Origin of the sequence: Stutzerimonas stutzeri, assembly GCF_024448895.1 — a bacterium.
Classification (GTDB): domain Bacteria; phylum Pseudomonadota; class Gammaproteobacteria; order Pseudomonadales; family Pseudomonadaceae; genus Stutzerimonas; species Stutzerimonas stutzeri_Q.
The window spans coordinates 12,166-37,312 of sequence record NZ_JAMOIC010000009.1; the positions used below are offsets into that span (position 1 = coordinate 12,166).

Sequence of the window (25,147 nt, forward strand, 5' to 3'; positions counted from 1 at the left end):
GCCCCCAGCCCCCGCCACTGATCGTCCAACCATTGCCAAAATCACAGGCAACTGTATAAATACCCAGCTCTACGGGCCGCTACGCCCACGTATTACCGAACCGGACGTTCGATGCGCCAGGCCCTGGAAAACCCCTTCTATTACCTCGATAACTTCCGCCAGGTGCTCGCGTGGGTAGGTGAGCGCCACGGTGATCTGCTGGATGAAGATGAGCGGGCTTTCATCGACCGTTTCCAGCAGATCCCGCAGCCATCGCAGGCACTTCTGGTCCGCATGGTGATGCGCAAGGGTGTGCTGTTCCGCGCCAGTAAATTGCGCTATGCCGAGATCGGTTGCCCGCTTCAGGCCTCGACGGCGCTGGTCGAGCAAGGCTGGATCGAGCCTGACCCTGCGCTGGACCTCATCCAGTTATTTGGGCTACTGAAAAAGGACGAACTGCTCCGTGTGTTTGGTTCGTCGCTCAGCAGTCAGCGCAAGAGCGATCTGCTCCAAGCCCTGTTGGCCGAGCATGCCCAACCGAAGCCCTTCGCCAACTGGTGCCACGCGCTTGGCGATGCGGCATTCGCGCTGACCATCAACGACCTGTGCGACCGGCTGCGACTGATGTTCTTCGGCAATATTCATCAGGATTGGTCGGAGTTCGTGCTCGCCGATCTGGGCATCTTCCGCTATGAGCAGGTCGCCTTCTCCTCGGAGTCACGCGCCTTTCATCTGCGAGCCGAGGTGGATGTGTATCTGCACCTGCACCGCTGTCGTGAGCGCTTCGAAGCCGGCAAGTCGGTTGAAGACGTACTGATTGACGTGCCCATGACGCCGTACGCCAACGACTGGCTGGAGAATCGTCGCGGCAAGCTGCTGCTGGGGCTTGCGCGACAATGCGAGCGAGTCGGTGATCTGCAACTGGCGCTGCGGCTTCACGCCGCCAACCGCTATCCCGGCGCTCGAGAACGTGCAATCCGGGTGCTCGAGCGTAGCGAACAACCGGAGGCTGCATTGCAGCTGGCGCTGGTCGCCGAGGCTGCACCAGAAAGCGAGCATGAAGCCCAGCAGCTGCAGCGAATCCTGCCTCGTCTACGGCGGGCGCTCGGCGGTCCTGCGTCGCGGCGCGCAGGCTTCTCCCAGCCGCAACGCATTGATCTGATGCTGCCCAGGCCGGGCGCAATGAGTGTTGAACGCGCCGTGCGCGAACACCTGACCTCCACAGAAGCGCCGGTTTATTACGTGGAAAACGCCCTGATCAACTCGCTGCTCGGGATGCTCTGTTGGGACGCGATCTTTGCGCCCTTACCCGGTGCTTTCTTCCATCCGTTCCACGCGGCACCGGCGGATCTCGCACGGCCAGACTTCCATACGCGTCGAGCCGGGCTGTTCGATGAATGCCTGAGCAAGCTTGGCACGGGCGAATACCGCGACTGCATACGCCGCGTGTATCACGAGAAATTCGGACTGCAATCACAGTTCGTCAGCTGGGGGCTGTTCGACGAAACGCTGTTGGAACTGGCGCTCGATTGCATTCCTGCCGAGCACTTGAAGGCCTTCTTCCAGCGCATCCTTCTGGACGTGCCCAACCATCGCAGCGGCTTGCCGGATCTCATTCAGTTCTGGCCTGACGAGCAACGCTACCAACTGATCGAGGTAAAGGGCCCTGGCGATCGTCTGCAGGACAACCAGAAGCGCTGGATAGAATTTGCACAGCGGAATCAGGTGCCGATCGCCGTCTGCTATGTCCAATGGGCGGAGAGCGACGCTTGAGTTATCGAGTCGCGGTACGTGCGCTGTGCGAGTTCACGGCCAAACTGGGTGATCTGGACCTGCGCTTCACGCCCTCTCCCACCGCGCTGGAGGGCATCGCCGGTCACGCCGCCGTTACCGCACGACGCGGAAATGGCTATGAGCGCGAGGTCACGCTCGAAGGCCGTTACGGCCCCCTTCACGTTCGCGGCCGCGCCGATGGTTATGACTCGGCAAAGAATCGTCTGGAGGAAATCAAAACCTACCGCGGCGATCTGGACCGGCAGCCGGCCAATCATCGCCATCTGCATTGGGCTCAAGCCAAGGTGTATGGCTGGCTGCTCTGCGAATCACGCTATCTGCAAACGCTCGATATCGCGCTGGTGTACTTCGATGTGGTCACGCAGAAGGAAACGCTGCTGATTGAATCCTTCAGCGCGGACTACTTACAGAATTTCTTCGAGGCACAGTGCAAATCCTTCATCGCCTGGGCCGAGCAGGAGCTGGCGCACCGTGCCGAGCGAGATCAGGCGCTCAAGGTCCTGTCGTTTCCGTACGGCGAGTTTCGCAATGGTCAGCGGCAGCTGGCCGAGGCCGTCTATAAGGCCGTGTGCACCGGGACTCACTTGATGGCTCAGGCACCCACCGGCATCGGCAAGACGTTGGCGACCCTGTTCCCACAGCTGAAAGCCTTTCCGGGTCAGCAGCTGGACAAACTGTTCTTTCTCACCGCGAAAACCTCTGGTCGCCAGCTCGCCCTCGATGCGCTGAAAAGCCTGTCGAGCGATTCGACGCCGCTGCGGGTTCTGGAACTTGTTGCGCGTGACAAGGCATGCGAGCACCCCGACAAGGCCTGTCACGGTGAATCGTGCCCGCTCGCCCGTGGCTTCTATGATCGGCTCGCCGCTGCTCGTGCGGACGCCATTACGCGAAGCGTTCTGGATAAGGCGACGTTACGTGAGGCCGCGCTGGCGCACGGGATCTGCCCTTATTACCTCAGCCAAGAGCTGGCTCGCTGGGCTGACGTGGTGATTGGCGACTACAACTACTACTTCGACCTGAGCGCCCTGCTCTACAGCCTGACGCTGCTGAATCAGTGGCGCGTCGGCGTGTTGGTCGACGAGGCTCACAATCTGCTCGAACGCGGTAGAAGCATGTACAGCGCTGAGCTTGATATGAGGCAGATCAATGGGTTACGCAAGACTCTTCCCGTAGTGTTGAAGAAGCCCGTCGAGCGTGTGCTGCGCGGTTGGAGCGATCTCCAAAGGGATCAGATCGGTGCGTATCAGGTTCTCCCGGACCTGCCATACAAGCTCATCAACGCTTTGCAACAAGCCGTCAGCGCCATAACCGAGTACATGGGTGAAAACCCGGCGGGCCTTGATCCCCTGTTGTTGGCGGCCTATTTCGACGCCATGCATTTCTGTCGCCTGGCCGAGGAGTTCGGCGAGCATTCGCTGATCGACTGCACCCTGGCGTCGGGGCCGGACCGCAACGGCACGAAATCGTCGGTTCTCTGCATACGCAACGTGCTCCCCGCCCCCTTTCTCACATCGCGTATTCGGGAAGCTCGCTCATGCGTACTGTTTTCCGCTACGTTGGCACCGCAACGGTTTTACGCCGATACCCTGGGCGTGCCGCTCAATCACGTCTGGATTAATGTGGAATCGCCCTTTCGGCCAGAGCAATTGCACGTCCGACTGGCGCGCAATATCTCTACGCGCTACCGGGACCGTTACGCTTCCTTGCAGCCCATCGTGGACCTGATAGCCGAGCAGTACCGTGAGCGCCCGGGTAACTATCTCGCCTTTTTCAGCAGCTTCGATTACCTGCAACAGGTAACGGCTCTGCTCAGTGCACAGCACCCTGACCTGCCCTACTGGGAGCAGACCCGCAGCATGCAGGAAACCGCACGCACCGCCTTTCTCGAGCGTTTTACCGAGCAGAGTAGCGGTATCGGATTCGCTGTATTGGGCGGCGCCTTTTCTGAAGGAATCGATCTGCCCGGTAGGCGTTTGATTGGCGCTTTCGTAGCGACCCTGGGCCTGCCGCAGATCAATCCGGTAAATGAGCAGATGAAGGCTCGGATGGACCAGCTGTTTGGCGCCGGTTACGACTACACCTACCTCTACCCAGGCCTGCAAAAGGTGGTGCAGGCGGCTGGCCGAGTGATCCGTACAACGGAAGACGCCGGAACCCTTCATCTCATCGACGACCGCTTCGCTCGTTCACAGGTCAGACGACTGCTGCCGGGCTGGTGGCCTAACCCAGCCTGATTCAGTGCGGGGGTGAGAAGCGCAAAGAATGGGGCCGCTCTCCCCTGCAGCCTAGTGCTGCGAGACTTGCAAGCGGCCTGCTTACCCTACTAGACCAAAGTCTGAGACCTAACAATTCTTTACAAATTGAATTGACAAGCCCTTCCCCGTAGCCATAATCCGATACGTCATCAGACAACTGATAACGGTTTCGTTGCCTGATGAGCGCCGCTCCACATCCGCGGTCGCGCTACATCCCGCCTCGTCTTAGGCCTTGGCCGCACGGGGTGGACTACTTAAAAAAAGGGAGCACAACAACAATGACCCCACGCAATCCTCTGTCGGTCGCCGTATTCGCAGGCACTCTGTCCCTGGCGCTTGGCATTCCTGCCACGGCCAGTGCTCAAGGCTTCGTCGAAGACACCAAGATCAACGTGAACGCACGTAACTTCTACATCGGCCGCGAGTTCCGCGACGACGCCGAGGACCGGACCAAAGCTGAGGAATGGACCCAGAGCTTCATCCTTAACATCCAGTCCGGCTACACGCCCGGCCCGATCGGCTTTGGCGTCGACGTGCTTGCCGGCGTTGCGGTCAAACTTGACGGCGGCAAAGGCACCTGGGGCACAGGCTTGCTGCCACGCCACAGCGATGGCCGCCCAGCGGATGATTTCGGCCGCTTTGGTGTTGCTGCCAAAGCCAAGGTCTCCAATACCGAACTGAAAATCGGCGAGATGATGCCTGTGCTGCCCATCTTGCGCGCCGACGATGGTCGTTCGCTGCCGCAGACGTTCGAAGGCGGCATGATCACCTCCCGCGAGTTCGATGGTCTAATGCTCACAGCCGGTCAGTTCCGCCAGAATAGCGAACGTAACGATGCCAGCATGGAAGACATGAGATTCGGTGGCGGCGCCTCGGATCGCTTCAATTACATCGGCGGTGAATACGCCATCAGCAAGCAAACCACCGTTGGTTTGTGGACCGCTGAGCTGAAGGACGTCTACGAGCAGCAGTACGTACAACTGTTGCATACCCAACCGCTGGGGGATGACCTCGCGTTGACTGCAAACCTTGGTTACTTCCAAGGTGACGAGAGTGGCAGCGCGCGTGCCGGCAATCTCGACAACAAAACCTATTCAGGTCTCTTCGGCTTGAAGACGGGCGGTAACACTTTCTACGTTGGTCTGCAGAAGGTCAGCGGCGATGCCTGGATGCGCGTTAACGGCACGAGCGGTGGCAGCTTGGCGAACGACAGCTTCAACAATGCTTATGACAATGCCGAAGAACGTTCATGGCAAGTACGCCACGACTACAACTTCGCTGCTGTCGGCGTGCCCGGCCTGACCTTGATGAACCGTTACATCAAAGGCGACAACATCGAGCTAGCCGGCAACGACGATGGCAAGGAGTGGGGGCGTGAATCCGAACTTGCCTACACCATTCAGAACGGCCCAGCGAAGAACCTCAACATCAAGTGGCGCAATTCGAGCTTCCGCTCACAAGCCAACACGCGCGATCTCGACGAGAACCGCCTGATCTTCAACTACCCGCTGTCCATTTTGTAAGCGTCACGCACCACGCTGGACGCAACTCTCCTCGCTCCTGTTGCGGAAACTTTCGCCCGTCCTTGAGACGGGCTTTTTTTTGCCAGGTGAACAGGGAGCGCATAGTTAAGGAGCGGAGGATCGCGATAGTTGGGCGATAGCTATCGAGCCGTTGCGGGGTTGAGCGCGAGCTTAGATTCAGATCGCCAGCAAGCTGGCTCCTACAGGGATCGTCGAGGCATTAGGCGGATCGTGTTCTATCCGCCTGACAGCAGGCTTTCGCGCTACGCGTTGAAAGCAGCGGTGCGTTGGATCTGGAGCCGGCAGCTGACCTGCATCGTTTCACCAGGCGCCAAGGTGCGCGTTCCATTGCTGGCCGGATCCTGCATACACAGAGCGTTGTTGGCGTGTGAAACAGGCTCGACCGCGAAGAATCCCATCTCGGCAGGCGGCGTGAATACGACTAGATGGTCGAGCCCTTCGCTGGCATCCATGGTCAACACGATGCTTTCGTTGGGCCAGTCGATCTGCACAGTCCCGTTACGCCCCACGAAACAGTTATCAAGACCGGGCTCCCGTAAAGGTCGGGCGACTGAGAAGTCCCATTTCGGTGGAATCGGCGACAGGTGTGAAGGCAAATTCCGCGAGTCGTTCTGCCACACCGATTGCGCGGCAAACCGCAGCCGACACTCTTCGTGACGCAGAAAATAGGGATGCCAGCCAAGCCCGGAGGGCATGGAGCGGGTGTCCAGGTTGCGTAGCTTCAATTGCAGCTCAACGCCCTTGTCGCTCAGCCGCATTTGGTGTTCGACTTCGAACGCGAATGGCCAGTCCAGCGCGCCCTCCCCCTCGGGTTGATGGCTGCAGGTCAGAACCAGGCTGGCGGCGTTCTGCTCGACAACGCTCCAGGCTCGCTTCCAGGCCACGCCGTGGATTGGCAGTGGATGATCGGCCGACAGGCTACGCAGCGGATAACGCTGGCCTTCATGCTCGAAAGCGCTGTCACCTACACGGTTGGAGAACGGCGCCAGTACGAAACAGCCGGTCTTTCGCACGCTGTCAGAACCGTCCCAGGGCCGCAGGAGGTCAATACCATCAATGCTGAGCCGTGTGATCGCTCCACCTAATGCCGGGCACACTGACAAGCTCAGTGAGCCATGCTGCAGTTCGATTTCGCTCAGCGCTGATTGGGTTTCGGTCACGGTTGCTGCTCCGCTGGCGAGCGGTCATCGCTCGCGAGATGAATTGAAGCGGCGCCCCGCGCCTGCACGTTTGTGGCATGCGGTGGGTAGCGCCTATAGGGGTGTCGCATGAGGGTCGACCCACACCTTGTGGGTGAAGGCCTTGATGGCAAAGCCATCTCGATCTGATTCGTGCCGGTAAGCACGCTCAGACCGCCGTCAGCATCTCTCCACGCTCCAGAAAGGCGCGCAGGTTGGCCAACAGCAATTCTTCCATCGCCAGGCGTGTTTCCTCGGTGGCGCTGCCGATGTGCGGCAGCAGCACGACATTGGGCAGGTCCAGCAGCGCGTGCGGGACCTCGGGTTCCTTGGCGTACACATCGAGCCCGGCGCCGCCCAGGCGTCCTTCCACCAAGGCCGTGACCAGGGCAGGCTCGTCTACCACGGAGCCCCGAGACACATTGATCAATGAGCCATTAGGCCCCAACGCGTCGATGACTTCACGATTGATCAGGTTGCGCGTGCTCTCCCCGCCCGGACAGGTCAGCACCAGGAAATCGCTCCAGCGCGCCAGATCAATCAGGTTGGCTTCGTAACCGTATTCGCTGTCCGGCACCGGTCGGCGGTTGTGATAGCGCACCTGCATGTCGAACCCGCTTGACCGTTTGGCCACTTCTTCACCAATGCGTCCAAGGCCGACGATGCCAAGCTTTTTACCGCTAACCCGAGCGGCCAATGGCAGCCCGCCGGACGGCCACTCGCCGGCGCGAACGAAGCGGTCGGCACGGGACATCTGGCGGGCACAGTCGATGATCAGACCGAACGCCAGATCGGCCACGCAATCATTGAGGACATCCGGCGTGTTGCTTACAGGAATGCCGCGGGCCTTGGCTGCAGCGACATCAATCGAATCGTAGCCAACGCCAAAACTAACGATGGCGCGCAGGTTGGGCAGCCGCTCGATCAGTGCCGCTGTGCAGCCGAAACGTGCAGAGGTCACCACGACATCGACTCGATCGCGGTGCTGGTCGAGCAACGCTTCGGCGTCCTGTTCCCAGATGCGCAAAACCTCGTGTTCCGCAGCCAGGCCACGGTTGAAACGTTCGGTCAGGGGGCCGAGCTGGAGAATGCAGGTCACAGGAACACCTCGATTGGGTTAGCGGTTCGGCACGGTCAGTCAGAGCACCTTGCCGGGATTCATCAGACCCTTCGGGTCAAGTGTCGTCTTGATTGCGCGCATCAGTTCGAGTTCCAACGGATCCTTGTAGTGCCGCGCGGCGTTGCGCTTGGCCTGACCGATACCGTGCTCGGCACTGATGCTGCCGTTGAGTCCGGTAGTCGCGTCGTAGATCAGCTGCATGATTGCCTCGTGCTGCGCTTTGAAGGGCGCATCGTCGGAGCCGATCGGCTTGCTGATGTTGTAATGCAGGTTGCCATCGCCGACATGGCCGTAGGCGACGATCCGCACGCCCGGAAAATGCTCTTGCAGCCGCTGGTCGGTCGTCTCTATAAACGCTGGGATACAGCTGACCGGCACGCTGATGTCGTGTTTCAGACTCGGCCCTTCGTGGTTTTGCGCTTCGGAGATTCCTTCTCGCATGGCCCATAGCGCGGCGACTTGAGCTTCACTGGCGGCGATTACGGCATCGATGACCCAGCCACGCTCCAGGGCTTCGCTTATCCCAAGTTCAAGCAACTCATTGAGGGGCGCATCGGGCTGGGTATCGCTCAGTTCGATCAGCACGTACCAGGGATGGGGCTCTGTGAACGGGTCCCTGCAACCGGAGACGTGACGCAGCACGAAATCGACGCTCTGCCGCGACATCATTTCGAAGCCGGTCAGTCGGTCTCCGCAGAGTCCACGGATGACGCCGATCAGTTCGACTGCTGCAGACGCGCTCGGCAACGCCACCCAGGCAGTCGTCGTGCTGCGCACCGCTGGATACAGTTTGAGCACGGCGGCGGTGATGATGCCGAGCGTGCCTTCCGAGCCGATGAACAGATGCTTTAGGTCGTAGCCGGTGTTGTCCTTGCGCAGGCCGCGCAGGCCGTTCCAGATCTGCCCGTCCGGTAGCACGACTTCCAGGCCTAGAGTCAGGTCACGCATGTTGCCGTAGCGCAGCACCGCCGTGCCGCCGGCATTGGTGGCGAGGTTGCCGCCAACCGTGCAGCTGCCCTCTGCGCCCAGGGACAAAGGAAACAGCCTTCCCGCCTCGGCGGCAGCCTCCTGCAAGTTCTGCAGGATTACGCCCGCTTCAACGGTGATGGTTTCGTTTGCGGGATCGATGTGGCGAATCCGGGTCATTCTTGTCAGCGACAGCACCACCTGATTGCCGCTGTCATCCGGAATCGAACCGCCGCACAGACCGGTATTGCCCCCTTGTGGGACCAGCGCGATGCCGTATTGGTTACACAGCCGAACAACCGCTGCCACCTCGTCGGTATTGGCTGGACGCACGATCAGCGCCGCTTTGCCCTGATAGGCATTGCGCCAGTCGCTCAGGTAGCCACCGATGCGTTCTGCATCCCGCACGATGCCTGCCGCTCCAACGACCGCTTCGATCTCACGAATGAACGCGTCTAACACTGTACTCATCGCATTCTCCGCCTGGGTGTGGCTCATGATCGCCGGCGCTTGCCCTACCGCAAGGCGTCCACCGAGGCACGCTGTAGGGTGATTGGGCGAACAAGTTCGTCCCTACGTCATCAGTGCGAACCCGAAGACTGCAGACTGACCGGCTTGAGTAGGGGCGAATTCATTCGCCCAAGTACGCTGCAGATCAACTGGGCGAACAAGTTCGTCCCCACATCGCTTGTGCGAGCCCGATAACTGCAGCCTGACGGTTTGTGTAGGGGCGAATTCATTCGTCCGTGCGCCACAGGACAATTGGGCGAACAAGTTCGCCCCTACGTCATCAGTGCGACCCGAAGACTGCAGACTGACGGGCTTGTGTAGGGGCGAATTCATTCGCCCACGCACCCTGATGTGCTGAATCAGGTGATCGGCGCCGGGTTGAACAGGGTGATGTCGTTGTGAATCTTGTGTTGCTCGGCCCAGGTTTTCTTCTTTCCGCTAGCGACATCCAGATAGTAGTGGAACAACTCCCAGCCAAGCTCCTCGATGCTGGAACGCCCCGTGGCGATGCGCCCGGCGTCCACGTCGATCAGGTCCGGCCAGCGCTCGGCGAGCTCGGTACGGGTGGAGACTTTCACAACTGGCGCCATTGCGAGGCCATAAGGCGTACCGCGCCCGGTGGTGAAGACGTGCAGGTTCATCCCTGCCGCCAGCTGCAAGGTGCCGCAGACGAAATCACTCGCTGGCGTCGCGCAATAGATAAGCCCCTTGTCGCTGAATCGTTCACCAGGGCCTAGCACGCCGTTAATGGCGCTGCTGCCGGACTTGACGATGGAGCCTAAGGACTTCTCGACAATGTTCGACAATCCGCCTTTCTTATTACCCGGCGTGGTGTTGGCGCTGCGATCAGCCGCGCCGCGTTCGAGGTATTGGTCGTACCAGTCCATCTCGCGCACCAGGGCTTGGGCCACTTCCGGCGTCTCAGCACGCGAGGTAAGCATGTAGATGGCATCGCGTACTTCAGTGACTTCCGAGAACATCACCGTGGCGCCGGCGCGGATCAGCAGATCAGAGGCATAGCCAAGGGCCGGATTGGCGGTGATACCGGAGAAGGCATCGCTGCCGCCGCACTGCATGCCGAGGATCAGCTCCGAAGCCGGGACGGTCTCGCGCTGGCGGCGGTTGAGCTTTTCCAGGCGGGCTTCTGCCAACGCCATGATCTGCTCGATCATTTCGTTGAAGCCGGTATTGGAGTCCTGCAGGCGATACAACCAAGGTTCGCTGAGGTCGACCGAAGCATCGCCCTGGTGCATCACCTGCTCGGCTTGCAGCTTCTCGCAGCCAAGACTGATCACCAGCGCTTCGCCGCCGAGATTCGGATTGCGCGCCAGGTTGCGCACCGTGCGAATGGGGATGTAGGCGTCCTTTGCGGTAATTGCCACACCGCAGCCGTAGCTATGCGTCAGCGCAACCACATCGTCGACGTTGGGATACTTGGGCAGCAGCTCTTTGCGGATGCGTGCCACAGCATGATCGAGCACTCCGGTGACGCATTGCACCGTGGTGGTGATGCCAAGGATGTTACGCGTACCCACCGTGCCGTCGGCGTTGCGGTAACCCTCGAACGTGAAGCCGTCGAGTGGTTCGAGCCGGGCAGGTACTGCGTCGGACATGGGAAGACTGTCGAGCGGCGGCGCGGATGGCATGCGCAGCTGGGTCTCTTTGACCCATGATCCCCGCGCGATGGCTTCCAGCGCATAGCCAATAATCTGCCCGTAGCGGCGCACAGGCTGGTCGATGGCGATGTCGACCAATGCGACCTTGTGGCTCTGCGGTACGGATTCAACCGTGACCAATCCGTCCTGGAACCAAGCGCCTCTCGGCACACCGCCATCGTTGACTACAACTGCCACGTTGTCCGCTTCGTTCAAGCGTATGTAACGAGGCGAATCTTGATGCTGAATCAGTTCCACGGTTTCGTTCATATCAGTCTCCGGTCGGGCCCGGTTATTGTTGTTGAGCGGTCGGCGCAAAATTCCAAACGGACTCAGGCACCCTGGTGGGCTGAAGCCCACCCTACGCCGCTGAGTCGTTTACACGGTTTCGTTCGGCGCACAGTGCGGCTTTTTCGTAGGGTGGGCTTTAGCCCACCAAATCGCTCCCTATCAGGCACCCTGGGGGGCTGAAGCCTACGCTACGACTGTTTCAGCCAAATCAGCGCACCATGCACGGCTTCTTGTTGTTGAAGGTCCATTCCGGAATCAGATACTGCATGGCAGTCGCGTCGTCGCGAGCGCCCAGCCCTTTGGCCAGGTACAGCTCATGGGCCTTTTGCAGCGCATCTTCATCCAGCTCCACACCGAGCCCGGCCTTGGCCGGCACTGCGACCTTTCCGCCCACGATCTGTAGCGGCTCGCGGGTGAGGTATTGGCCGTCCTGCCAGATCCAGTGAGTGTCGATCGCAGTGATCCTGCCCGGCGCGGCGGCGGCCACGTGGGTAAACATCGCCAGCGAGATATCGAAATGGTTGTTGGAGTGCGAACCCCAGGTCAGGCCCCAGTCGTGGCACATCTGCGCTACCCGCACCGAACCGCTCATGGTCCAGAAGTGCGGGTCGGCCAGCGGAATGTCCACTGATTGCAGGCTGATGGTGTGGCCCATCTGCCGCCAGTCGGTTGCGATCATGTTGGTCGCGGTTGGCAGCCCGGTAGCGCGGCGGAACTCGGCCATCACCTCGCGGCCGGAATAGCCGTTCTCTGCACCGCAGGGGTCCTCGGCGTAGGCGAGCACGCCGTGCAGGTCCTTGCACAGGTCAATGGCTTCGGCCAGCGACCAGGCGCCGTTGGGATCAAGGGTGATGCGGGCGTCGGGGAAGCGCTCGGCCAGGGCTCGTATCGCCTTGACCTCCTCGCTACCAGGCAATACGCCGCCCTTGAGTTTGAAATCCTTGAAGCCGTAGCGCTCGTAGGCTGCTTCGGCTTGGCGCACAACGGTTTCGGGCGTCAGCGCTTCTTCGTTGCGAACCCGAAACCAGGCATCGCTGGCGCTCGATTCATCGCGGTAGCCTAGGTCGGTCTTATTGCGATCGGCGATGTAGAACAGATAACCGAGCATCTCGACTTCGTCGCGCTGCTGGCCATCGCCCAATAGCGCGGCAACCGGCACGCCAAGGTGCTGACCAAGCAGATCCAGCAGTGCTGATTCGAGTGCGGTAATGGCGTGAATGGCGATGCGCAGATCGAACGTCTGCAGGCCACGACCGCCGACATCACGGTCGGCGAACGCCTTGCGCGCCTGGTTCAGCAGGCCGTTGAAATTACCGACCGATTGCCCAATCAGCATCGCGCGGGCATCTTCCAGGGTCTGGCGAATCGCCTCGCCACCGGGGACTTCGCCGACACCTGTGTTGCCGGCGCTGTCCTTGAGAATGAGGATGTTGCGGGTGAAGTACGGACCATGAGCGCCGCTCAGATTGAGCAGCATGCTGTCCTGACCGGCGACCGGAACCACTTTCAGTTCAGTGACGACCGGAGCACCTTGATTCACAGAATTATTCATGAGCGTCTCTCTTTTATTCTTATGGTCCGCGTTACGGGTGTAGCGCATTTGCCGCCATGGGGTGCGCCCCGCGAGCCCCAGTGGACTCGCACGGGTACGCCCCATGGGGACGGATCGGCTGATCAGCCGATGTAGGTAGTCTTCACCGTGGTGTAGAACTCCTGGGCGTAGCGACCCTGTTCGCGCGGGCCGTAGGACGAACCTTTACGACCACCGAACGGCACGTGATAGTCCACGCCCGCCGTCGGCAGGTTGACCATCACCATGCCGGCCTGGGAATGACGCTTGAAGTGATTGGCATGCTTCAACGAAGTGGTGCAGATGCCAGCGGACAGACCGAACTCGGTGTCGTTGGCCATCGCCAGGGCTTCGTCGTAATCCTTCACGCGGACGACGTTAGCCACCGGGCCGAAGATCTCTTCGCGGCTGATGCGCATGTCGGCGGTGCTGTCGACGAACAGCGTCGGCGCAAGGAAATAGCCATCGGTGCCGCAACTTACACGCTCCCCGCCACAGGCCAGGCGTGCGCCCTCCTCCTTGCCAATCTCGATGTAACGCAGGTCCTGATCGAGCTGGGCCTGGGATACCACCGGGCCGACATCGACGCCTTTTTCAAGCGCGGGGCCAACTTTGATTTTCTTGATGCGCTCGACCATCGCCTCGACAAAACGGTCGTAGATGCCTTCGGTAACGATGATGCGGCTGGACGCCGTGCAACGCTGGCCGGTGGAGTAGAAGGCGCTCTGGGTAGCCAGTTCGACAGCAGTATTGAGGTCCGCGTCATCGAGGATGATCTGCGGGTTCTTGCCGCCCATTTCCAGCTGAACCTTGGCACCGCGGTTTACGCAGGTATTGGCAATGCCGCGGCCTACGCCGACCGAACCAGTGAAGCTGACGCCATCAACACGCTTGTCGTTGACGATGGCTTCGCCCACTTCGCGGCCCTTGCCCATCACCAGGTTGAACACACCGGCCGGGAAACCCGCACGCGAGATGATCTCGGCGATGGCCCAGGCGCAACCGGGCACCAGATCAGCAGGTTTGATCACTACGCAGTTGCCGTAGGCGAGCGCTGGAGCGATCTTCCACGCCGGAATGGCGATCGGGAAATTCCACGGGGTGATCAGGCCGATCACGCCCAGTGGCTCGCGGGTCACTTCGACGCTGACGCCCGGGCGAACCGACTGCAGGGTCTCACCAGCCTGACGCAGGCATTCGCCGGCGAAGTACTTGAAGATGTTGCCGGCCCGGGTCACTTCACCGATCGCCTCCGGCAGGGTCTTGCCCTCTTCGCGGGCCAACAACGCACCGAGCTCTTCGCGACGAGCGAGGATTTCAAGGCCTACCTTCTCCAGCGCATCGGCGCGCGCCTGAATGCCGGAGGCGGCCCATGCCGGGAACGCTTTACGGGCTGCCGCCACGGCGGCTTCGACCTGAGTGCTGTCAGCCTGGGCATATTCGCCGATCACGTCCGACAAGTCGGAGGGATTGATATTGGCCTGGTAGTTCTTGCCGGCTACCCATTGGCCATCGATGTAATTGTCATAGCGTTGTACGTCTGCCACGGGACTTTCTCCTTCGTGAGTTCCGCCTGCCACTATCCGTTCAAAAGGCCGAACAGCCGCAGGCGGTTGGGGCGAATGATGGGTCGGGCTGGACCGTTATTGCGCACCTTGCTTTTTGATCAGCGCAGCGAGCGCTTCGTACTCGTCTGGCAGCAAGTCGGTCAGCGGAGCGCGCACAGGCCCGGCGTCATAACCGGAGATTTTGGCGCCGGCCTTGACGATGCTGACAGCGTATCCCTTGCAGCGATTACGGATATCGAGGTACGGCAGGAAGAAGTCATCGATCAGTCGGCCGACCGTTTCGTGATCCTCACGCGCGATAGCGCGATAGAAATCCATCGCCATTTTTGGAACGAAGTTGAAAACGGCGGACGAATAAACCGGCACGCCGAGAGCTTTGTAAGCCGCTGCGTAGACTTCCGCGGTGGGCAGACCACCCAGGTAAGTCAGGCGTTCACCGAGGCGACGGCGGATGGAAACCATCATCTCGATATCGCCGAGACCATCTTTGTAGCCAATCAGGTTCGGGCAGCGCTCTGTCAGCTGCTCGAGCAGCGGCGCTGTCAGACGGCACACGTTGCGGTTATAGACCACTACCCCGATATCGACTGATTTGCAGACTTCCTCGACGTGACGTGCAACACCTTCCTGACTGGCTTCTGTCAGGTAATGCGGCAGCAACAGCAGGCCCTTGGCGCCAAGACGCTCGGCTTCCTGTGCGTAGGCGATAGCCTGACGAGTCGGACCGCCGACGCCGGCAAGAATGGGCACCTGACCTGCACAGGTATCGACGGCTGTCTTGATGACATCCGGATATTCCTGCGGCGTCAGAGAGAAGAATTCGCCAGTGCCACCCGCGGCGAAGAGCGCCGTTGCGCCATAGGGCGCCAACCATTCCAGTCGCTTGATGTAACCGTCGCGGTTGAAGTCGCCCTGCTGGTCGAAGTCAGTGACCGGGAAAGACAGCAGACCGGAAGAAAGGATGGACTTCAGTTCTTGTGGATTCATTGTTTGAGCATCCTGTGAAGCAATCAATGTAAGAGGTAAGGCCGCAGCCTTGAGATACGTTATCGTACAACTACAGGTGGCGCTACCGGTTTATCTAAAATTCTTTACTGCAGCTTCGCCTGCATGATCGGCTGCACTGGCGCCGATTTGCTGGTCACTTCATACCGCTGCACCATTGCACGAATAGACGATACAGCCATATGCGCTATTAGTTATTCGTACAGGCGTTGGTGGGTTGGTGCGGGTGACGAAGTGAAACTACAAGACCTTCGTCATTCGCAATGGCCCTATCGAGTTTCCAACTTGTCGGCTGGGCCAGTCGGTTTCGCACGTCGGGCTTAGGCCTTCGCGCCTAGACAGTAAAGATGCGATGAGGACATTGCTGAACCATAAATGTTGAGGAACCCGCAGCCTGACCGGCCAGTCACAAGCGGCCATTTTTTATATTTTGATGATTTGACAACCACCACCGGCACTGTTAAAAATTCGCTCAAGTCATACGACAACGTATGACAGAAAATAACCAGAGCTCAAAAGCCATGTCCTACTCCGCACTTCCCAAGTGTGCTGCTGCCGCTCCACGCGGCTGCCAAAGCACACCGCCGCAGACCCAAGTGTTCAGTGCCGGGCTCGTCCCAGTTTCCTCCCTGTTGAATTACGCATGCGCTGAGGTTCACCACCGCACAGCGTGACCGGCCGTAAATTTTCGACGCTCATAAGAATAATCAGGAGCACGTAACGCGATGTCAGACGCGAACAACACCACCCCTGTCGTCACCGATATGCAGGTTATTCCGGTAGCCGGTTACGACAGCATGCTTCTGAACCTGTGTGGCGCCCATGCGCCCTACTTCACCCGCAACCTCGTCATCTTGAAGGACAGCAGTGGGCGTACCGGGATCGGCGAGGTGCCAGGCGGTGAAGGCATCCGTAAAGCACTCGAGCGCACCAAGGGTTTGGTGATCGGGCAACGCATCGGCCGCTACAACCGCGTCCTCAATGCGCTTCGTCATGCAATTTCTGGCGGTACGGCAGGGCCTCAGACCACGCAGCATCAGGTCACGTCCGAATCCGAAGCGGCAGTGCTCAAGCAGCCCCATGAGATCAATTTGCGGCTGGACAACGTCATCACTGCAGTCGAAGCCGCCCTCCTCGACCTGCTCGGGCAGCACCTCGATGTTCCTGTAGCCGAGCTACTGGGCAGTGGCCAGCAGCGAGACAGCGTGCCGATGCTGGCCTATCTCTTCTATATAGGTGATCGCACTCGGACTGATCTGCCCTATCTGACCGGAACCGGTTCGGCTGATGACTGGTACAACATCCGTCACCAGGAGGCAGTCACCCCGGACGCCATAGTGCGACTGGCAGAAGCTGCGACGGCGCGCTACGGCTTCAAGGACTTCAAACTCAAGGGCGGCGTAATGCGCGGCAGTGAGGAAATGCAGGCCATTGCCGGGATCAAGGCACGCTTCCCCGACGCTCGCGTCACGCTGGACCCCAACGGCGCCTGGTCGCTGGCTGAGGCCATCGAGCTTTGTCGCGGTCAGGGGCACATCCTGTCCTACGCTGAAGATCCTTGTGGTCCGGAAAAGGGCTATTCGGGCCGCGAGGTCATGGCCGAGTTCAAGCGTGCCACGGGTATCCCCACCGCAACCAACATGGTTGCAACCGACTGGCGGCAGATGGGTCATTCGCTACGGCTCGAAGCAGTCGACATCCCGCTGGCCGATCCGCATTTCTGGACGATGCAGGGCTCGGTTCGGCTGGCGCAGATGTGCGAGCAGTTCGGCCTGACCTGGGGTTCGCATTCGAATAATCACTTCGACGTGTCGCTGGCGATGTTCACTCATGCCGCTGCCGCAGCGCCGGGCAAGATCACCGCGATCGACACACACTGGATCTGGCAGGAAGGTCAGGAGCGCCTGACCCGAGACCCGCTTCAGATCGTTAACGGAGCGGTTCAGGTTTCGGACAGGCCAGGGCTCGGCATCGAGCCTGACATGGACCGGATCATGGCCGCCCACGAGCTTTACAACAAAGTCGCCACGGGCGCCCGTGACGATGCCATGGCCATGCAGTATCTGGTCCCTGGCTGGAAGTACGATCCCAAGCAACCGAGCCTGGGTCGCTAATAAGAAGAAGGCAAATTTCAAACGCAAAGCGCCGCAACCCAAACCACCGGAGAGACATACAATGAAAAAAGCAATCAGCGCCTCCCTTGTTTCCGCCGTTTTGGCGACATCCCTGGGCCACGCATACGCCGCGGAAACTGAATGGCCGACCCGCCCGGTTCAGGTCGTGGTGATCGCAAACGCAGGCGGCGATACCGACTTCAATGCCCGCACCATGGCCAAGTACTTCACCAAGATCACCGGCAAGCCAATGGTCATCACCAACATGGCTGGCGGGGGCGGCACCATCGCAGCCGATCAGGTAAAGAGCGCGGCCCCAGATGGCAACACCATTCTCTTCACTCACACCGGCCAGATGATCGTCAACGAGGTCGCCGGACTGACAGAAGACAGCTTCGATGCCTTCGATGTGTCGTGCATCGCCGGTGTGGACAAAGGTGCAGTCTTCGTTTCGTCCAAAAGCTCCGGTCTGACGACCCTCGACCAGCTGATCAGCAAGTCGAAGGCCGAGCCCAGCTCCGTGACCTACGGCACCGAAATGGGCAGCTACTCTCACCTGCAGGGCCTGATGTTCGAGAAGCTCACCGATACCAAGATGAAGATGGTCGACGCCGGCACCGTCTCGGAAAAGGTCGTCGCCCTGTTGGGCGGCCGTATTGACCTGGGCGGCATCAGCTACGGGTCGGTGCAGGATTACGTGGGCAACGGCGAGATGTTTGCCCTTGGCCAGCCCAACGCGGAGCGCAACCCGCTGCTGGGTGATGTGCCGACCTTCAAGGAACAAGGCGTGGACTTCGTGATGGAGAAGCCTTACATCGTCGCGTTCCCCAAAGGCACTGACGGTGCAATCGTCCAGAAGATGGCCGACGTGATGAAGCAAATCACTGAAGACCCCGCCTATGCAGAAGAGCTGAAAAAGACATTCAAGCAGCCAGTGAGCTACTACGGCACTGAAGAGTCCATTGCACTGCTGAAAAAGACCCGTGAAGAATTCATGGAGTTCAAGGACGAGCTGCGCCAGAGCAAGTAAGTTCTGACCAACGCCGGACGCGCCCGCCGCGTCCGGTATTCCGCCCTTAACCCATGAGGAGCCGCCCATGGATACGTATAAGAAAAAGGAGCTGGTGGTCGGCGCAGTTATGCTCTGCGCAGGCCTGTTCTACCTGATCCTGACCATGAATTTGCCGCGCAAGGGCACCATCGACGCCTCGACCGTTCCTTATGTCCTTGCCATCGCGCTGTGTCTGCTGGGTTTTCTCCAGCTACTCGGTGCGCGCAAAGCAGTTCGCCCTGATACCGACACCGATGATGACGCGCCCAAGACAGCGGCCGACTACCCCACCGTGCTCAAGACGCTCGCCCTTATCGCCATATACATCGCACTGCTCGAGAAAGTGGGCTTCCTGATCACGACCGCGTTGTACCTATACGCGCAGTTCATTGTGATCACGCCAAGCGATCAGAGGGTCAAGCATCTGTCCTACGTGATCATCGCTGTGGTTGCGTCCGTCGCCATCTATTTCACCTTCCGCCACGGCTTCGACCTGATGCTTCCGGCCGGCTTTCTGGACCTTTAGGAGGCCGACATGATCGAGTTACTGCAGGCGGGCTTCGGCGCCGTCTTTACTCCTTACATCTTCGTGTTGATCACACTCGGCGTCGCTGTCGGGATCGTGTTTGGCGCGGTACCCGGCCTCTCGGCCACAATGGCAATCGCACTTTGCCTGCCACTGACTTACACCATGGGCCCGGCTGCTGGGCTTTCTTTGCTTGTTGCCCTGTTCGTTGGCGCGACCTCCGGAGGATTGATCTCGGCGATCCTGCTGAAGATTCCCGGTACCCCCGCCTCCATCGCCACCACCTTCGACGGTGCACCGATGATGGAAAAAGGCGAAGGCGTGAAGGCCCTCGGCATGGGCATCGTGTTTTCCTTCCTCGGGACCATCCTCAGCATCGTTGCACTGATGTCGATCGCGCCCTGGCTCGCCAAAACCGCCCTGCGCTTCGGTCCGCATGAATATTTCGCGATCGCGGTGTTTTCCTTGACGCTGATCGCGACGCTTTCAGCAGGCTCGTTGCTCAAGGGCATTTACGCCGGCACTCTGGGCTTTGCGTTTTCCACGGTTGGCATCGCGCCGGTCGAGGCAGTTCGACGCTTCACCTTTGATTCACCCAACCTCAATGCTGGCTTTGCGATGCTGACCGTGATGATCGGCATGTTCGCTGTCGCCGAAGTGATCAAGATTGCCGAGACAGGGCGCTCCGTCCACCGTACTCGCATCCCTGAAGTCAGCATGAAGAACATCAAAGGCTTCGGTTTTTCGGTCAAGGAGTTCTTCGGTCAGATCCCCAACGCCATCCGCTCCTCGCTGGTCGGTATTGGCATTGGCATTCTTCCGGGCATCGGTGCAGGAACCTCGAACATCGTCTCCTACATCATTGCCAAAAAACGCTCCAAACACCCCGAGCGATTCGGCAAAGGCGAGCCCGCAGGCGTGGTAGCCAGTGAAACTGCCAACAACGCCGGTATCGGCAGCGCCATGATTCCGCTGATGACGCTCGGCATTCCGGGAGACGCGACCACGGCCATCCTGCTCGGCGGCTTCCTGATTCACGGCATACAGCCAGGTCCGATGCTGTTCATCAGCCAGGGGCCTTTGGTGTACACCATCTTCGCCGCGCTGCTCCTGGCCTCGCTGATGATGTTGATGCTGGAGTTCTACGGGCTGCGTATCTTCATCAAGCTGTTGGCTGTACCCAAGCACATCCTGCTGCCGATCATTCTGGTCCTTTGCGTAGTCGGTGCATTCGGGCTCAGCAGCCGGATATTCGATGTCTGGACCATCATCCTGTTTGGTCTGATCGGTTATGGATTCGTCAAAGGCGGCATGCCAGCGGCGCCTTTCATCATCGGTTTCATCCTGGGGCCGATGGCCGAAACCAACTTGCGGCGTGGCTTGATGTTGTCCGATGGAAACTTCATGGGCTTCCTCACCAACCCTATCGCTGCATCCTTCCTGCTACTGGCAGTGGCCTCGGTGGTGTGGCATCTGGTCAGCGCGCTGCGAAGCCGAAAAGGTGCAGTCGCTAAACTCCAAGACGCCTGAGTTGCCTGGGCCCGCTCGCTATGCGGGTGGGCCTCAGGCATCGGACAGCAACGGCGAGAGCCGCGCCATATGGCGCGGCTTTTTCGTTCATGCCCGGGTGCCGAACTCGACCTGTGCAAGCGTCCAGGCATTCACCTCTTCGCTCAGGCTCAACCCGAGCCCAGGTCGATCCGGCACGATCATCATCCCGTCACGAATTTCCAATCGTTCATTGAACGCCGGTTCCAGCCATTCAAAATGCTCCACCCAAGTCTGGTGCTCGTAGGCAGCGGCGAGGTGCAGATGAATCTCCATGACGAAGTGCGGCGCCATGATCATTCCACGCTGCTCAGCGGCGCTGGCGACCTTCAGAAATGGCGTGATGCCCCCTAATCGCGGCGCGTCGTGCATGATCACGTCGACCGCGCCCGTATCAACATAGGCCAAGGCCTCGCTGGCGCTAGTCAGCATTTCTCCCGTGCCGATCGGTGTGTCGAGCTGCGCGGCCAACGCGGCGTGACCAGTGACATCGTGTGCATCCAGTGGCTCTTCGATCCATTCCAGGGCGTATTGCTCAAGCTCTCGCCCCATCCGCAGTGCCGTGATGCGGTCCCACTGCTGGTTCACGTCAACCATCAAGGGAACCTGTTCGCCGAGCTGCTTGCGCAAGGCATCCACGCGTCGCACATCCGCTCGCCTGTCGGGCTGGCCGACCTTCATCTTGATTCCACCTATTCCGCGTTCGCGGGATTGGATGGCTTTCTCGATGACCTCCTCGATGGGTGCCTGTAAATAACCACCGGATGTGTTGTAGCAAGGTACTGCGCTGCGATGTGCACCTAAAAGTTTGGACAACGGCAAGGCAGCACGCCGCGCCTTCAGGTCCCACAGCGCGGTATCCAGCGCTGCGATGGCTTGCGCGGCGACACCACAACGCCCAACCGAAGCGCCAGCCCAAGCCATTTTCGTCCAGAGCCGGGCAATGTCGTTGGGGTCTTCTCCAATCAGCAGCGGCGCGATTTGCTGTGCATGCGCATACTGGGCCGGCCCGCCAGTACGCAGGCTATAGCTGAAACCAAGGCCTGCGTGGCCGTGGCTAGACTCGATCTCCGCAAACAGTAGCTGCACCGAATCCAGCGGCTTCTGCCGCCCGGTGAGCACCTTTGCATCGCTCACCGCAGCGCGCAGAGGCAGGTTGACTGTTTTCAATCTGATCCAGCAGATTTGGTCCGCTACACCCTGCCCATTTCCCGTGTCAGTCATTGTTGTTCTCGCTCTGTTCGAATGCGTTCGCAATGGAGCAATTACTCATGTCGTCATACAACAACCAACATAGCTGCTAATTGATTACTCTGCCTGAGCGGGTGTCAACGCGTTCGACTTTAGTGGTATGTGAATGGCGGTTAGTGAGCGCTAGCTTGGACATGCGAAAGCGCACAGCGAAAGGGCTACACGCTTGAAATTGCTGGCCTGGCGCGGAGCTTGCCATCGCGACCAAGTCTTGGATTATGGAAAGCCGAGCTGATGCAGCGTCCCAGTTTCGGGTTGACAAAAGGGCGAGTCCGTAGAAATAATCGAGGCAAGTCATCCGACAACCGATGACATCAAAAACAATAAGCGACGGGCAGACCTCAATGACAAGCACGACGACCGCTCCCACACCCTTCAATCGCCTCCTGCTGACTGGCGCTGCAGGGGGATTGGGCAAGGTGTTACGCGAAACGCTTCGCCCCTATGCCAAGATTATTCGCCTCTCCGATATCGCCGGCATGGAACCTGCCGCTGGCGATCACGAAGAAGTAGTCCAGTGCAACCTCGCCGATAAAGCCGCAGTACACGCCCTCTGTGAAGGCGTTGACGCCATCGCGCATTTCGGCGGCGTTTCGGTAGAGCGTCCCTTCGAGGAGATTCTCGAGGCCAACATCAAAGGCGTCTTTCACATCTACGAAGCTGCGCGCATGCACGGCATCAAGCGCGTGATCTTTGCCAGCTCCAACCATGTCATCGGCTTCTACAAGCAGACCGAGAAGATCGACGCTGGCGTGGCCCGTCGTCCTGACAGCTATTACGGGCTGTCCAAGTCCTACGGCGAAGACATGGCGAGCTTCTACTTCGACCGTTACGGCATTGAAACCGTCAGCCTGCGCATCGGCTCTTCTTTTCCCGAGCCGCTGAACCGCCGGATGATGGCGACCTACCTCAGCTATCGCGATCTGACCCAACTCATCGAGCGCTCCCTGTTCACACCCAATGTCGGTCATACCGTGGTGTACGGCGCATCGGCCAACCGCGACGTCTGGTGGGACAACCACATGGCCGCCCACCTTGGCTACGAGCCCAAGGATAGCTCCGAAGTCTTCCGCGAGAAGATCGAGCAGCAGCCGCAGTACGAGCCCAATGACCCCGCCTTGATCTACCAGGGCGGGGCCTTCTGCGAAGCCGGCCCGTTCGAAGACTGACCACCCCGCCACGCTGCGAATTACAACAAGAGAATCGCCATGGCACATACAGCAGAACTGATAGTCGACGCGCAGAACGCAACTGGAGAAAGCCCGGTATGGGTGGCCTCCGAGCAGGCGCTCTACTGGGTCGATATTCCGAATCGCCAGTTGCTTCGCTGGAAAGCGGCGGACGCTTCGGTAACCCGGTGGACCGGCGAGCAAATGATTGCCTGCATCGCGCGCCGTCAGAGCGACGCCAACCGCTGGGTTGCGGGAATGGAAGACGGCCTCTTCGATATCGTCCCGCAGGCTGATGGCACGCTGCAGTCCACTCGTCTCGCAGACGTGGAGCACCGCAACACCAATATGCGTTTCAACGACGGGCGTTGCGACCGCCAAGGCCGTTTCTGGGCCGGCACCATGGTCATGGACATGGCTGCCGGTATCAGTGCCGGCGCGATGTACCGCTTCGACGGCAGTTCGTCCAACCAGGCCCTGAATGCGCAGCTGCAGGACTTCATCGTGCCCAACGGCCTGGGTTTCAGCCCAGACGGCCGCACCATGTACCTGTCCGACTCGCACCCAACGGTACAAGCGATCTGGGCCTTCGATTACGACATCGACAGCGGCACGCCGAGCAATCGTCGCCTGTTCGTCGACATGAACCAGCATCCGGGCCGTCCAGACGGTGGGGCGGTCGACGTCGACGGCTGTTACTGGATTTGCGGCAACGACGCCGGCCTGATCCATCGCTTCACGCCGGATGGTCGCCTCGATCGTTCACTTCAAGTGCCTGTTAAGAAGCCCGCCATGTGTGCGTTCGGCGGCGCTGGCATGGACACCCTGTTCGTCACTTCCATCCGTCCCGGTGGAGACCTCTCCGACCAGCCACTGGCTGGCGGCGTGTTCGCACTCAAAGCCGGCGTCGCAGGACTGGAGGAGACCCGTTTCAAATAAAGCTTCACCCATGGAAAGGCCCGCATTGCCCGGCCTTGCCGCTCGCAACGCTGCACACCAACAAAAACAAGATGGAGATCCACATGAACTTCAAACGCAAGTTGCTTATCGCTGCACTCCCCTTCGCCTTCTGCCTGTCGGGCACGGCTTATGCCGAGATGACGCTGAAGATCGCTGAGATCCACCCGGCCGGCTATCCGACGGTCGTCGCTCAAGAGAACATGGGCAAAAAGATCGAAGAGGCCACCGACGGCGAACTCAAGTTCCGCATGTTCTCGGGCGGCGTACTGGGTTCCGAGAAGGAAGTCGTTGAGCAAGTTCAGCTTGGCGCAGTCCAGATGACTCGCGTCAGCCTGGGCACCCTGGGCCCGGTCGTACCGGACGTTAACGCCTTCAACATGCCCTTCGTGTTCCGTGACAACGCACACATGCGTGCAGTGATCGACGGTGAGATCGGCCAGGAGATCCTCGACAAGATCACCAACTCCGAATTCAACATGGTCGGTCTGGCATGGATGGATGGCGGTGTGCGCAACCTGTACACCAAAGACCCTGTGCGCAACATTGAAGACCTCAAGGGCATGAAGATTCGTGTGATGGGTAACCCTCTGTTCATTGACACGCTCAACGCCATGGGCGCACAGGGCGTGGCGATGGACACAGGTGAGATCTTTAGCGCCCTTCAAACCGGCGTCGTAGATGGCGCGGAAAACAATCCGCCGACCATGCTCGAGCACAACCACTTCCGTGCTGCGAAAAACTACTCGCTGACAGGTCACCTGATCCTTCCCGAGCCGATCGTGATGTCGAAGGCTACCTGGAACAAGCTCACGCCTGAGCAGCAGGAGATCGTCAAGAAGTACGCCAAGGAAGCGCAGATGGAAGAGCGCAAGCTGTGGGACGAGAAGACTGCCAGCAGTGAAGCCAAGCTCAAGGAAGAAGGCGTTGAGTTCATCGAAGTCGACAAGAAGCCCTTCTACGACGCAACCGCTCCGGTTCGCGAGAAGTACGGCGCGCCTTACGCCGAACTGATCAAGCGTATCGAAGCCGTTCAGTAAAAGCCCCTCTGAAGAACCTCGCGGCGGCGGGCCTCGCCCGTCGCCGCGTCTGTGGT

At 59.7% G+C, this 25,147-nt stretch carries 18 protein-coding genes; 10 read left to right on the plus strand and 8 right to left on the minus strand.

Translation table 11 applies throughout. The annotated features are described in order from the left end of the window. Positions 1-111 precede the first annotated feature (111 nt). The 3 genes from NA619_RS12485 (at position 112) to NA619_RS12495 (ending at position 5,551) form a co-directional block, all read left to right on the plus strand. Positions 112-1,752 (plus strand): VRR-NUC domain-containing protein, encoded by a 1,641-nt coding sequence (locus NA619_RS12485; RefSeq protein WP_255962171.1) that lies wholly within the window; start codon positions 112-114, stop codon positions 1,750-1,752. After that, positions 1,749-4,007 carry an ATP-dependent DNA helicase gene (locus NA619_RS12490; RefSeq protein WP_255962172.1) on the plus strand — a complete coding sequence of 753 codons (2,259 nt, stop codon included), beginning with the start codon at positions 1,749-1,751 and terminating at the stop codon, positions 4,005-4,007. The genes NA619_RS12485 and NA619_RS12490 overlap by 4 nt, the downstream gene beginning before the upstream one ends. A gap of 299 nt (positions 4,008-4,306) precedes the next feature. Next, on the plus strand, positions 4,307-5,551 hold the full coding sequence (locus tag NA619_RS12495) for an OprD family porin (RefSeq protein WP_255962173.1): 1,245 nt from the start codon (positions 4,307-4,309) through the stop codon (positions 5,549-5,551). A gap of 263 nt (positions 5,552-5,814) precedes the next feature. Here NA619_RS12495 and NA619_RS12500 read toward each other — a convergent pair whose 3' ends face one another. The 7 genes from NA619_RS12500 to kdgD all read right to left on the minus strand — a co-directional run bounded on the left by NA619_RS12500 (position 5,815) and on the right by kdgD (position 15,417). Beyond that, positions 5,815-6,732 carry an aldose 1-epimerase gene (locus tag NA619_RS12500; protein ID WP_255962174.1) on the minus strand — a complete coding sequence of 306 codons (918 nt, stop codon included), beginning with the start codon at positions 6,730-6,732 and terminating at the stop codon, positions 5,815-5,817. A gap of 187 nt (positions 6,733-6,919) precedes the next feature. Then, positions 6,920-7,849: a 2-hydroxyacid dehydrogenase gene (locus NA619_RS12505; protein WP_255962175.1), complete on the minus strand. Its 930-nt coding sequence runs from the start codon at positions 7,847-7,849 to the stop codon at positions 6,920-6,922. Between the two features lie 39 nt (positions 7,850-7,888). Beyond that, positions 7,889-9,307, minus strand: coding sequence for an FAD-binding oxidoreductase (locus NA619_RS12510; protein WP_255962176.1), 1,419 nt, complete (start codon positions 9,305-9,307; stop codon positions 7,889-7,891). Positions 9,308-9,705: 398 nt separating this feature from the next. After that, positions 9,706-11,259, minus strand: coding sequence for a galactarate dehydratase (gene garD / locus NA619_RS12515; protein ID WP_255962314.1), 1,554 nt, complete (start codon positions 11,257-11,259; stop codon positions 9,706-9,708). A gap of 241 nt (positions 11,260-11,500) precedes the next feature. Beyond that, a complete protein-coding gene (gene gudD, locus NA619_RS12520) occupies positions 11,501-12,844 on the minus strand; it encodes a glucarate dehydratase (RefSeq protein ID WP_255962177.1) in 1,344 nt (447 codons plus the stop codon). A gap of 122 nt (positions 12,845-12,966) precedes the next feature. Then, the gene (locus tag NA619_RS12525; RefSeq protein ID WP_255962178.1) at positions 12,967-14,409 is read right to left on the minus strand and encodes an aldehyde dehydrogenase family protein; all 1,443 of its coding nucleotides are present in this window, start codon (positions 14,407-14,409) and stop codon (positions 12,967-12,969) included. A gap of 96 nt (positions 14,410-14,505) precedes the next feature. Continuing rightward, the gene (gene kdgD, locus NA619_RS12530) at positions 14,506-15,417 is read right to left on the minus strand and encodes a 5-dehydro-4-deoxyglucarate dehydratase (protein ID WP_255962179.1); all 912 of its coding nucleotides are present in this window, start codon (positions 15,415-15,417) and stop codon (positions 14,506-14,508) included. A 743-nt stretch (positions 15,418-16,160) separates the two neighbouring features. Between kdgD and NA619_RS12535 the strand changes: the two genes are divergently transcribed. The 4 genes from NA619_RS12535 (at position 16,161) to NA619_RS12550 (ending at position 20,656) form a co-directional block, all read left to right on the plus strand. After that, on the plus strand, positions 16,161-17,549 hold the full coding sequence (locus NA619_RS12535) for an enolase C-terminal domain-like protein (protein WP_255962180.1): 1,389 nt from the start codon (positions 16,161-16,163) through the stop codon (positions 17,547-17,549). Positions 17,550-17,610: 61 nt separating this feature from the next. Beyond that, positions 17,611-18,579, plus strand: coding sequence for a tripartite tricarboxylate transporter substrate binding protein (locus NA619_RS12540; protein ID WP_255962181.1), 969 nt, complete (start codon positions 17,611-17,613; stop codon positions 18,577-18,579). Between the two features lie 67 nt (positions 18,580-18,646). Continuing rightward, complete coding sequence (locus NA619_RS12545; protein ID WP_255962183.1) at positions 18,647-19,126, plus strand: tripartite tricarboxylate transporter TctB family protein; 480 nt, start codon at positions 18,647-18,649, stop codon at positions 19,124-19,126. 9 nt (positions 19,127-19,135) lie between these two features. After that, positions 19,136-20,656: a tripartite tricarboxylate transporter permease gene (locus NA619_RS12550; RefSeq protein ID WP_255962184.1), complete on the plus strand. Its 1,521-nt coding sequence runs from the start codon at positions 19,136-19,138 to the stop codon at positions 20,654-20,656. A gap of 87 nt (positions 20,657-20,743) precedes the next feature. Here the strand turns inward: NA619_RS12550 and NA619_RS12555 are convergent, their stop codons facing one another. Then, positions 20,744-21,898: an L-talarate/galactarate dehydratase gene (locus NA619_RS12555; RefSeq protein WP_255962185.1), complete on the minus strand. Its 1,155-nt coding sequence runs from the start codon at positions 21,896-21,898 to the stop codon at positions 20,744-20,746. Between the two features lie 371 nt (positions 21,899-22,269). On the opposite strand from NA619_RS12555, the gene NA619_RS12560 reads away from it, so the two are divergent. From NA619_RS12560 to NA619_RS12570, 3 genes are all read left to right on the plus strand, one after another. Continuing rightward, positions 22,270-23,094 carry an NAD-dependent epimerase/dehydratase family protein gene (locus tag NA619_RS12560; protein ID WP_255962186.1) on the plus strand — a complete coding sequence of 275 codons (825 nt, stop codon included), beginning with the start codon at positions 22,270-22,272 and terminating at the stop codon, positions 23,092-23,094. Between the two features lie 39 nt (positions 23,095-23,133). Next, positions 23,134-24,033 carry an SMP-30/gluconolactonase/LRE family protein gene (locus NA619_RS12565; RefSeq protein ID WP_255962188.1) on the plus strand — a complete coding sequence of 300 codons (900 nt, stop codon included), beginning with the start codon at positions 23,134-23,136 and terminating at the stop codon, positions 24,031-24,033. A gap of 83 nt (positions 24,034-24,116) precedes the next feature. Next, the gene (locus NA619_RS12570) at positions 24,117-25,091 is read left to right on the plus strand and encodes a TRAP transporter substrate-binding protein (RefSeq protein WP_255962189.1); all 975 of its coding nucleotides are present in this window, start codon (positions 24,117-24,119) and stop codon (positions 25,089-25,091) included. The last annotated feature ends 56 nt before the right edge of the window (positions 25,092-25,147 follow it).